The 10,000-nt window shown below is 61.1% G+C and carries 6 protein-coding genes; 2 read left to right on the top strand and 4 right to left on the bottom strand.

Annotated elements, in window-relative coordinates; all coding sequences use genetic code 11:
• Positions 1–1,149: ATP-binding protein (locus LDL37_RS10200; protein ID WP_290797637.1), on the top strand; the 1,149-nt coding region annotated here is incomplete at its 5' end.
• Between the two features lie 142 nt (positions 1,150–1,291).
• Here the strand turns inward: LDL37_RS10200 and ligD are convergent.
• The 4 genes from ligD to LDL37_RS10180 form a co-directional block, all read right to left on the bottom strand.
• Entirely contained in the window at positions 1,292–3,835 is a 2,544-nt protein-coding gene (ligD, locus tag LDL37_RS10195) for a DNA ligase D (protein WP_290797634.1), read from the bottom strand.
• On the bottom strand, positions 3,836–4,708 hold the full coding sequence (locus LDL37_RS10190) for a Ku protein (RefSeq protein ID WP_290797631.1): 873 nt from the start codon (positions 4,706–4,708) through the stop codon (positions 3,836–3,838). It lies immediately after the preceding gene.
• 86 nt (positions 4,709–4,794) lie between these two features.
• Entirely contained in the window at positions 4,795–5,682 is an 888-nt protein-coding gene (locus LDL37_RS10185) for an ROK family protein (protein WP_290797628.1), read from the bottom strand.
• A gap of 2 nt (positions 5,683–5,684) precedes the next feature.
• Positions 5,685–7,448, bottom strand: a complete 1,764-nt coding sequence (locus LDL37_RS10180; RefSeq protein WP_290797624.1) for an alpha-amylase family glycosyl hydrolase — start codon at positions 7,446–7,448, stop codon at positions 5,685–5,687.
• Between the two features lie 449 nt (positions 7,449–7,897).
• Between LDL37_RS10180 and LDL37_RS10175 the strand changes: the two genes are divergently transcribed.
• The coding region (locus LDL37_RS10175) for a TonB-dependent receptor (protein ID WP_290797621.1) at positions 7,898–10,000 on the top strand (2,103 nt) is incomplete at its 3' end.

The following is a 10,000-nucleotide window of genomic DNA, read 5'->3' as shown; positions in this document are numbered from 1 at the left end:
CGGCAGTCGCAGAAGATGGAAGCCGTGGGTCAACTAACCGGTGGTATTGCTCATGATTTCAATAATATGCTGGCCGTTGTTATGGGGTCGCTTGAACTGCTCAACCGCCGTATCGGCACCGAAGACGTGCGTGCCCGCCACTATGTGACGCAGGGTCTGGAGGGGGCCAAGCGTGCTGCCAACCTGACCCAGCGCCTGTTGGCCTTCTCGCGTCAGCAGCCGCTGCGGCCCGAAACGGTCAATGTCAATCGGCTGGTGGGGGGTATGTCGGAATTGCTGGCTCATTCGCTGGGCGGGGCCATTCAGCTTGAGACCGTGCTGGCCGCCGGAGCGTGGCCAGTGCACGTCGATCCCAACCAGTTAGAAAACGTCCTGCTCAATCTGGGGGTCAATGCCCGCGATGCCATGCCCGACGGCGGGCGACTGACCATCGAAACCCAGAACGCCCACCTCGATTCGCGCTATGTGGCCGAAGAGATCGGCGTGGCGACCGGTCAGTATGTGCTGATCGCTGTTACCGATACGGGGTGCGGGATGCCGCCGGACGTCATCGCCCGTGCCTTCGATCCCTTCTTCACCACCAAGGGCGTCGGCAAGGGGACGGGGCTGGGCCTCAGTCAGGTCTATGGCTTCGTCAAGCAGTCGAACGGCCACGTCCGCATCTATTCGGAGCCGGGGCAGGGCACGACGGTCAAGATCTATCTGCCGCGCCTGACCGGCGTGGATGTGGTCGCGCCTGACAACGGGCCGTCCGAGGGTGTGCTTTTGCCGGGGGAAGCACGCGATGTCATTCTGGTGGTCGATGATGAAGCCGTGGTGCGCCGCTTTAGCTGCGATGCCCTGACCGAACTGGGCTACCGCGTGCTGGAAGCCGACTCGGCGGGGGCGGCGTTGCGGCTACTGGACGCCCATCCGGAAATCCGGCTGCTGTTTACCGACATCGTGATGCCGGAAATCAATGGCCGCAAGCTGGCCGATGCGGCCCAGAAGGCAAGACCTGATCTGAAAGTCCTCTTTACCTCCGGCTATACGCGCAATGCCGTCGTGCACAATGGCGTGGTCGATGCCGGGGTGGAGCTGATCGGCAAGCCGTTCAGTATCGAGGAACTGGCGGCGCGGGTGCGCGAAATGCTGGATCGCAAGGTTTAGAGCGGGATGATTTTAAATGGAAACATCATCCCGCTCTAAATTTCTGTTTTGTCGCGATATTTTTGTCGAAAACCGCTCACACTTTTCGACATATCGCTCCATCGGACGCCTGCGGCGGAGAGCGAATACCTGTATTTGGGGCCTATAAAATTTTCAGTGCCTTCAGAATGTGGAGCGACAGCCGCTGATGCAGTCGAGTCATATCGGCCCACGGATCGGCCTTGCGCCGTTTGAGATGCACCGGCGTGTTTTCCAGCGTAAAGCCCGCCGGATCGAGTTCGGGGCTCAGTGCCTCCCACTCTATCGGCATGGCCACGGACGCACCGGGACGCGCGCGCAGCGCATAGGGGGCCACGGCCGTGGCAGTGTGGTCATTGCGCAGATAATCGACAAAAATCCGGCCTTTACGCTTGGCTTTTGAGGCCTGCGCCACAAAGCGTCGCGGGCTGTCGTGCGTCATGGATTCGGCCACGGCGCGCGTAAAGGCCTTGATGGCGTCCCAGTCGTGTTCAGGCTGAATGGGAATGACCACGTGCAGCCCCTTGCCACCCGTGGTCTTGAGGAAGCTCTGGAGGCCGAACTCGGCCATACGTTCGCGGACCTCCGCCGCCCCGGCCACCACGTTGGCCCAGTCCGCTTCGGGATCGGGGTCAAGATCGAAAATCAGACGGTCGGGACGGTCGGGCGTGGCGGCCATGCAGCCCCAGGGGTGAATCTCCATCACGCCCCATTGGGTCAGGCTGATCAGGCCGCGCTCGTCTTCGATCATTACATAGTCGTCTTCGCGGCCATTGACCTGAATACCGGTATCTTTGACGTGTGGGATGGTAGCCTGGGTGAGCTGGCGCTGAAAAAAGCACTGTCCGCCAATACCTTCCGGGCAGCGGATCATCGAGATGGGACGCCCGGCAATGTGCGGCAGGATGTGGTCGGCGACGCTGAGATAATACTCAGCCACGTCTTTCTTGGTGATATCCGTGCCCGGAAAGACGACACGGTCTGGTGACGAGATGGTGACGCCACCGACCTCGTCTTTTGCGTTTTTTTTCGATGCCGGGGCCCGGCGCTTGGGCTTGCGCGCCGCGGGTAAGTCTTCGGTTTTGCGCACTTCGGTTGGGCTGAGTGGGCGATCGCGGTGAATGTCCTGCGCGGGCTTGTCTTCACGCAGGCCTTGAAACGAGGGGTGGCGCAGGCGGCCATCGGAGGTCCATTCGCCGAACTGCACCTCGGCCACAAGGTGCGGCGCTACCCAATGCGCCCCGCGTTTAAATTCTGGCGGAATGTCACTGAACGGATTATCTTTTTGAGCAATCAGGTCCAGTCTGCGGCGCAGGTCGATGGCGCTGTCGTGGGTAAAGCCCGTCCCCACCTTACCGGCATAGGTCAGGCGGCCCGCCTGATAATAGCCGATCAGCAAAGCCCCAATCCCCTTGCCGCCAGCCCTGGGCAGGGTGAAGCCACCGATGACAAATTCCTGCCGCTTGTGGCACTTGACCTTCAGCCACGCGCGATGGCGCCCGGAGCGGTAAGGGGCATCGGCGCGTTTGCAAATCAGGCCCTCCTGATCCAGCGCACACAGCCGGTCTTTCAGGTCAGCGGCGTCCTTCGCAAAGTGCTCACTGTAGTGAATACGCCCACCGAAATCATTGCCTTTAAACAGCTTTTGCAGTCTGGCTTTACGTTGTAGCAGCGGCAGGCCGCGCAGGTCTTCGCCATCCAAATGCAGCAGATCAAAGACATAATATTGCAGCGGCACGTCGGCTTCACCGGACAGGGTGGCCTGCAGGCTCTTGAAATCCGCGCGGCCTCCTTCGTTCACGGCGACGATTTCGCCGTCCAGTATGGCGCTGGTGACCGGCATCTGCGCCAGACAGTCGGGCAGGGGCCGGAACCGGTGTGTCCAGTCGAGGCCCGTGCGCGTCAGAAGCCGTACCTCGCCATTTTCGATCAGGGCCTGCGTGCGGTAACCGTCGAACTTGATCTCATGCACCCAATCCTTGCCCTTGGGCAGGGCGACGGCGAGCGTGGCCAGCGCCGGCTCTATAAAATCAAGTATGGATTTGGTCTTCTGGCGTTTGGGTGGCGCGTCCTTCGGTCGTGATCGCCACTCGCTGTGGGTATTGGCGGCGATCTCTTCCATGCTTCGTCCCGTCGTGATGCTGGTCGCCTGCGTCTCCAGCCACGCCTCGGCCGCGTCGTCGCGCGCCGCCGCATCCTCGTGCTTGATAAACAGCCAGTTGGCGCGACCGCGATCCTGTGGTCGCGGCTTCATACGCACCAGCGCCCATTCGCCGCTGAGCCGTTTGCCATGCAGCCGGAATTTGAGATTGCCCGCCTTCAGCCCCTTATGCGGGTCGTCCAGCGGTTCCCACGTGCCTTCGTCCCACATCATCACAGTCCCGCCGCCGTACTGGCCCTTGGGAATGATGCCCTCAAAGGTGCCATAGGCGACGGGATGGTCCTCCACCTCAACCGCCAGCCGCTTGTCCTGCGGGTTGAGGCTGGGGCCGCGCGTCACCGCCCACGATTTCAGCACGCCGTCCAGTTCCAGCCGGAAATCGTAGTGCAGGCGCGTGGCATCGTGCTTCTGGATCAGAAAGCGATGGCCACCCTTGCGCCCTGGCTTGCCCTCAGGCTCGGCGGTTTTGGCAAAGTCGCGCTTCTGATTGTAGAGGTCGAGACCCATCTAGCTGGCCTTCTTGCGGGCGGCCGTCTTTGCCGGGGCCTTTTTGCGTTTGGCCGGGGTTTTGCGCGCACGCTTTTCGGCCTTTGGTGGTGCCGGCTCCGGGTCTTTGAGGCTTTTGCGCAGGGCATCCATCAGGTTGATGACCTTGGCGACGGGGCGATCTTCCTCAACGGCCACCGGCTCACGGTTTTCGACCTTGGCCTCGATCAGCTCCTGCAAGGCTTCGCGGTAATGGTCGTGGAAGCGGCCCGGATCAAACTTCGCGGTCTTGCGCTTGATCAGTTCGCGCGCCAGATCGAGTTCCTCGGAGGCCGCGGCCTTTTTCGTGATGTCGTCGAAATAGGGGTCGGAATCGCGCAACTCGTCTTCATAGCGCAGGGTTTGCAGGATCAGGCCCGATCCGCACGGGCGGATGGTGCACAGGCGCTCACGCCCGGCAATGGCCAGTTGCCCGATGCCGGTCGTCTTTGATTGCCTCAGCGCATCGCGAATGACCGCAAAGGTCTGCTCATCGGCGTTTTTCTGCGGCGCGACGAAATAGGGGGCGTCGAAATAGAGGTCGTCAATCTCTTCGGCGGGCACGAACTGCACGATATCGAGCGTGCGCGAGGACGGGATTTTCAAATCCTTGATCTCGTCGGGCTCGATCAGAACGTATTCGCCCTTTTCGACCTCATAGCCCTTGATGATCTCGTCGCGCTCGACCTCGGTGCCGTCTTCGGTGACGTTGAGCCGGTGCACGCGCTCGCCCGTCTTGCGATAGATTTCCTTCAGCGGAATCTGACGCGAACGGTTGAGCGCCGAATAGACATTGACGGGCAGGGTAACAAGCGACAGCCGCAGATTGCCGCTCCAGTAGGGGCGAAGCGCCATGACGGACCTCCGGATGAGGAGGCCAGCCTAAAGCCACGCCGCGTAAGGCCGCACTGCGCGGCTTTGGGGCACGCGTAAAAATGTGCTTAGTCCAACGCCCGGCGGGCCAGTTCGATCGCTCCCAGCATCCCCGCACGATCGCCCAGATTTGCGGCCTGAATATAGCGGTCCATACTGTCGGCAGACTCCAGCGCCTCCAGATAGCCATTGAGCAGCCGGTGGCAGGTCTGACGCGAGGCGTTAAGGACGGGCTCATTCAGCCCGACCCCGCCACCCACCAGAATCCGCTGGGCCGAGGTGATCAGGGCCAGATTGCAGAACAACTGCCCCAGATAGTCGCCCACCATACCCCACACGGCGTGGTCGGGCGGCAGGGTCTCGGCCTTGTGTCCCGTGCGCGCTTCGATGGCCGGACCGCAGCTTAAGCCTTCGCAGCAGTCACCGTGGAAGGGGCAATGACCGGCATAGGTGTCGTCCGGGTGGCGGCGCACGCGGATATGCCCGGCTTCGGGGTGCAGAAGGCCGTGCACCGGCTGATCGGCAACGACCAGCCCGACGCCCAGACCCGTTCCCACCGTCACATAGACAAAGGTGTCGAGGTCTTTGGCCCCGCCCCAGCGTTTTTCACCGAGGGCCGCGCCATTGACGTCCGTATCGAGGCCGATCGGCACTTCGGGATAGGCCTCGGTCAACGGGCTCAGCAGGTCGAAACCGCTCCAGCCCGGCTTGGGCGTCTTGCGAAAGTGGCCATAGGTGGGGCTCTGGGGATTGACGTCGATGGGGCCAAAGCTGGCTATGCCAATGGCGTCGAAGGCGCACCCCTGCGAAAGGGTGTCGAGCGCCCGCAGCACCTCCGGCCACGTCTCTTGCGGGGCGCGCGTGGGGATGCGCAGGGTTTGAAGGTCGTCGGGGCAGGAACCGGCAGCGACATTGACCTTGGTACCGCCGACCTCAAGGGCTGCGAAATAGGGCATGATCAGGCCTCTTCGATAAACCAGCGCAGCCCATAGGCGGGCAGGGTGTCATTGTCTGAGCCTATCAGTACGCGGCCCGCGACCGAATGGATGACGGGTTCGGCGCTAAGATTGGCGACGCAGACAAAACGGCCCGCTGCAAGGGGGCGTTCGATAATCACCAGACGCTCATCAGCCTCAGTGCGCACGGCCTGCCCCGGCGTGAAATCGAGCCCCGACAGGGTGTCGGCCAGTTGCCGGTGGAAGGCGTACATGTCGTGTTCAACAGAGCCGGGCACATGGCGGCGCTCGGCCCTGTCCCAGTCCATCACCGGGCGATGCAGCCAGCGCACCTCGTCCTTCAGGTCCGGATCGTCGCGATAGGCGTCGAAATTTTCCAGCGCGATTTCGTCGCCCATATACAGCAGCGGCACGCCTTCGAGCGCGTAGGTGACACCATAAAGCAGCTTGAGGCGGGCGGGCATCTGCGGGTCATCCTTGCCGCCGCACAGGCTGGCCGCCATGCCGCAACCGGAGGCCGGGAAGCCTTCAGGGGCCTGAAACGCCTCGCCCTTCGCATAGGAGCCCTTGCCGGCAAAGAAATCGGACCAGTGTGTGAGGCGTTCCGGCGCGGCCGTATCGGACAGGGCCAGCCAGATTATGTCGTCATGGCAGCGCACATAGTTCAGCCAGTGGCCATGCCCCGGCTTTTCCCCGGCCCGTTCAATGGTGGTCTTGAGCACATCGGCCTTCTGATCGGCCAGGGCGCCCCACAGGGCGGTCATGACGCCGTTATTATAGGCCAGATCGCATTCACGCGCCTGCGGCGTACCGAAGAAGGGCAGGACCGAGGCCTGCGATTCGATGGCTTCGGCCAGCAGGAAGGTCGAAGGCGCCACAAGGGTCAGCAGGGCGCGTAGCGCCTGAAGGATCAGGTGCGTTTCCGGCAGGTTGCGGCTGATCGTGCCCTTGCGCTTCCACAGATAGGCCGTCGAATCGAGGCGGAAACCCTCCACCCCGGCATTGGCCAGAAAGAACAGGCTGTCGGCCATTTCGACAAAGACGCGCGGATTGGCGTAGTTCAGGTCCCACTGAAACGGATAGAAGGTCGTCCACACATAGCCACCGGCTTCGGCGTCATAGGTGAAGCTGCCCGGCGCGGTGTCCGGGAAAACGTCCTGAAGCGCCGCTTCCCATTCGGCGACCTCATTCGCTGAGTCGAGCACGATATAGAAGTCGGCAAAGGCTGGGTCACCGGCCAGCATCTTCTGCGCCCAGGGGTGTTCGCGCGCCGTGTGATTGCACACCATGTCGAGCACCAGCGACATGTCGCGTACCCGCAACTCAGCCGCCAGCGTCCGTAAATTCTCCATGGTCCCCAGACGCGGATCGACCTCGCGGTAATCAGCCACGGCAAAGCCGCCATCCGAATTGCCTTCGCGCGGTTTCAGCAGGGGCAGGGGGTGGAATATGCCGACCTTAAGGCCTTCGAGATAGTCGAGGTGCTGCGCCGTACCTTCAAGCGTACCCGCGAAACGGTCGATATAGGTGCAATAGGCGGGGCGGCCGGGTTTAAGGAACCAGTTGGGCGTATCGGCGCGGGCGATATCGAGGTGACGCAGGGCGGTCGGACGCGTGCTGCGCGCATCGGCCACGCGGACTTTCAGGTCGTTGAGGCTGTGTTCAAAGCGGGGATCGCCACAATAAAGCGTGCGCAGGCAGGCCTCCGCCTGACGCCACAGCGGGTCGCAGGACAGATCAGCAGAGGCATGAATCGTATCGGGCATCAGAGCGCTTTCCGAAAAGTGTGACGCACTTTTCGGATAAAAAAGCGCGTTAAAATCAAAAATTTAGAGCGATATTTCGATTCAATCTGAACGAAATACGCTCTGAAGTTCCCGGTCTGAAAAAGCGGGCCGCCGAACACACGTCGGCGGCCCAAGGGTAGGGAAGAGGGATCGCAACCGCGTCCTGCCTTTAGATACATTCAAAATGAAAAGGATTACAAGTTAAATATCGCTGACCTATACCGATTTGACGAATTTGAAAGGCTTGGCTGTGGCAAAAATGCCAAATCCCGGCTCTTTTGGGTCTGAATCGGCGGCTTTAGAAAGAATTAACTTGAAAACGTTTACAATAAATGATGCTTTCCGAACCAGGCCCGGAGCGAGACTCAAAGATCCCGTCCGGACGTAATGAAAAATGCGAAGCCACGCGCTTCATCAGGAGGAATAATATGTCAAAGTCGATATGGACGACCGGCGGCGTTTCGTTGGTGGCGCTCATGGCAGTGCTGGGTTCACCCGCTTCTGCGCAGGATCAGTCTGCCGATTCAGGCGTCACCGAGGTGGTCGTCACCGGTGTGGCGCGCAAGGCCAACAAGCTCGACACCTCGATCTCGGTTAGCGCTATTCAGGTCGAAGACATGCAGAAGTTTGCGCCGCGTTCGGCCGCCGAAGTCTTTCGCAACATCCCCGGCGTGCGCTCCGAATCGACGGGCGGCGAAGGCAATGCCAATATCGCCGTGCGCGGCCTGCCGGTCGCGGCGGGCGGGGCCAAATTCCTTCAGCTTCAGGAAGACGGCCTGCCCATTCTGGAGTTCGGCGACATCGCCTTTGGTAATGCCGACATCTTTCTGCGTACCGATCTGACGGTCGGCCGCGTCGAAGCCATCCGCGGCGGCACCGCCTCAACCCTGGCCTCCAATTCGCCGGGCGGCATCATCAACATCATCTCCAAGACCGGCGCGAAGGAAGGTGGCACGCTGCAACTGACGCAGGGTATCGACTTCGGTCAGACGCGCGGTGATTTTGAATATGGCGGCGCCCTGTCGGATAAGATCGACTTCCATATCGGCGGCTTCTACCGCTCCGGCGAAGGGCCGCGCAAGGCCGGCTACACCGCCAATCAGGGCGGGCAGATCAAGGCCAATATTACGCGCAAGTTCGATAACGGCTTCGTGCGTCTGGGCGTCAAATATCTGAATGACAAGTCGATCGGCTACCTGCCTATGCCGATGAAGGTGACGGGCACCAATGGCGACCCGAAATGGTCGTCGGCACCGGGGCTGGATGCCAAGTCCGACACCATCCACTCGGTCTATTTCATGCAGGACGCCGGTTTGAACGGCAGCAACAATCGCTCCGTGACCAATGTGCGCGACGGCATGGCCCCGAAAAGCCTCGTCTTCAATGGCGAAGCGCAGTTCGATATCGGCGGTGGCTGGACGCTGAACGACAAGTTCCGCTTCGCCAAGACCGAGGCCAACTTTATCGCGCCCTTCCCGGCGACGGTGGGCACTTCGGCGGAGATTGTTTCGGGTATTAACTCGGCTCTGGGAACGGCGGGGACGCGGCTTGTGGTGGCCAATGGGCCGAATGCCGGTTCGACCTATACGGGGCTGGCCATGATCATGCACACCTTCAATACCCGCCTGAACAGCCTCGACAATTCGGCCAACGACCTCAAGCTGCAAAAGACGTTTGACGCCCTGGGCTCGAAGATCGACCTGACCTTCGGTCTCTATAATTCGTCGCAGACGATCAATATGGACTGGGTGTGGAACAGCTATGCCATGGAAGTGGCCGGTGATAATGCGAGCCTGCTCAACCTCTATGCCGGCAACACCAACCTGTCGCAAAACGGCCTGTTCGCCTATGGCGTGCCGGTGTGGGGCAATTGCTGCACCCGTCATTATGATGTGCAGTACGACATTGTGGCCCCCTATGTGATTGCCAGCGGCGAGTGGGGCAAGCTGACGCTCGAAGCCTCGGTGCGTCAGGACGAAGGCAAGGCGCGCGGCACCTATGCCGCCTCAACCCAGATGGCCAATTTCGACGTCAATGGCGACGGCGTCATCTCCAATCCGGAAAAGAGCGTCTCGTTCGTCAATTATGCGGCGGCCAAGCCGGTCAATTATAACTGGAGCTACACCTCCTACTCGCTGGGGGCCAATTACCGCGCTACGGACCACCTGTCCTACTTCGCCCGCTACTCGAAGGGCGCGCGCGCCAATGCTGACCGCCTGCTGTTCGGTAAGGTGCGCGACGACGGTTCGGTGTCGCGTGAAGACGCCATCGACTTCGTCAAGCAAACCGAAGCCGGTGTGAAGTACCGCAGCGGCCCGCTCAGTGTCTTCGTGACGGCCTTTGCTGCCGAAACCGAGGAGCAGAATTTCGAAGCCACCTCGCAGAGGTTCTTTGACCGCGTGTACGAGGCCAAGGGCATCGAGTTTGAAGGCGCCTATCGCATCGGCAATCTCAGCCTCAACGGTGGGGCCACCTACACCAAGGCCGAGATCACCAAGGACGCCCTGAGCCCGACTGCGGTCGGTAAGCGT

The organism is Asticcacaulis sp. (assembly GCF_020217185.1).
GTDB lineage: Bacteria > Pseudomonadota > Alphaproteobacteria > Caulobacterales > Caulobacteraceae > Asticcacaulis.
This window is presented reverse-complemented; position numbering and strand designations above follow the sequence as displayed.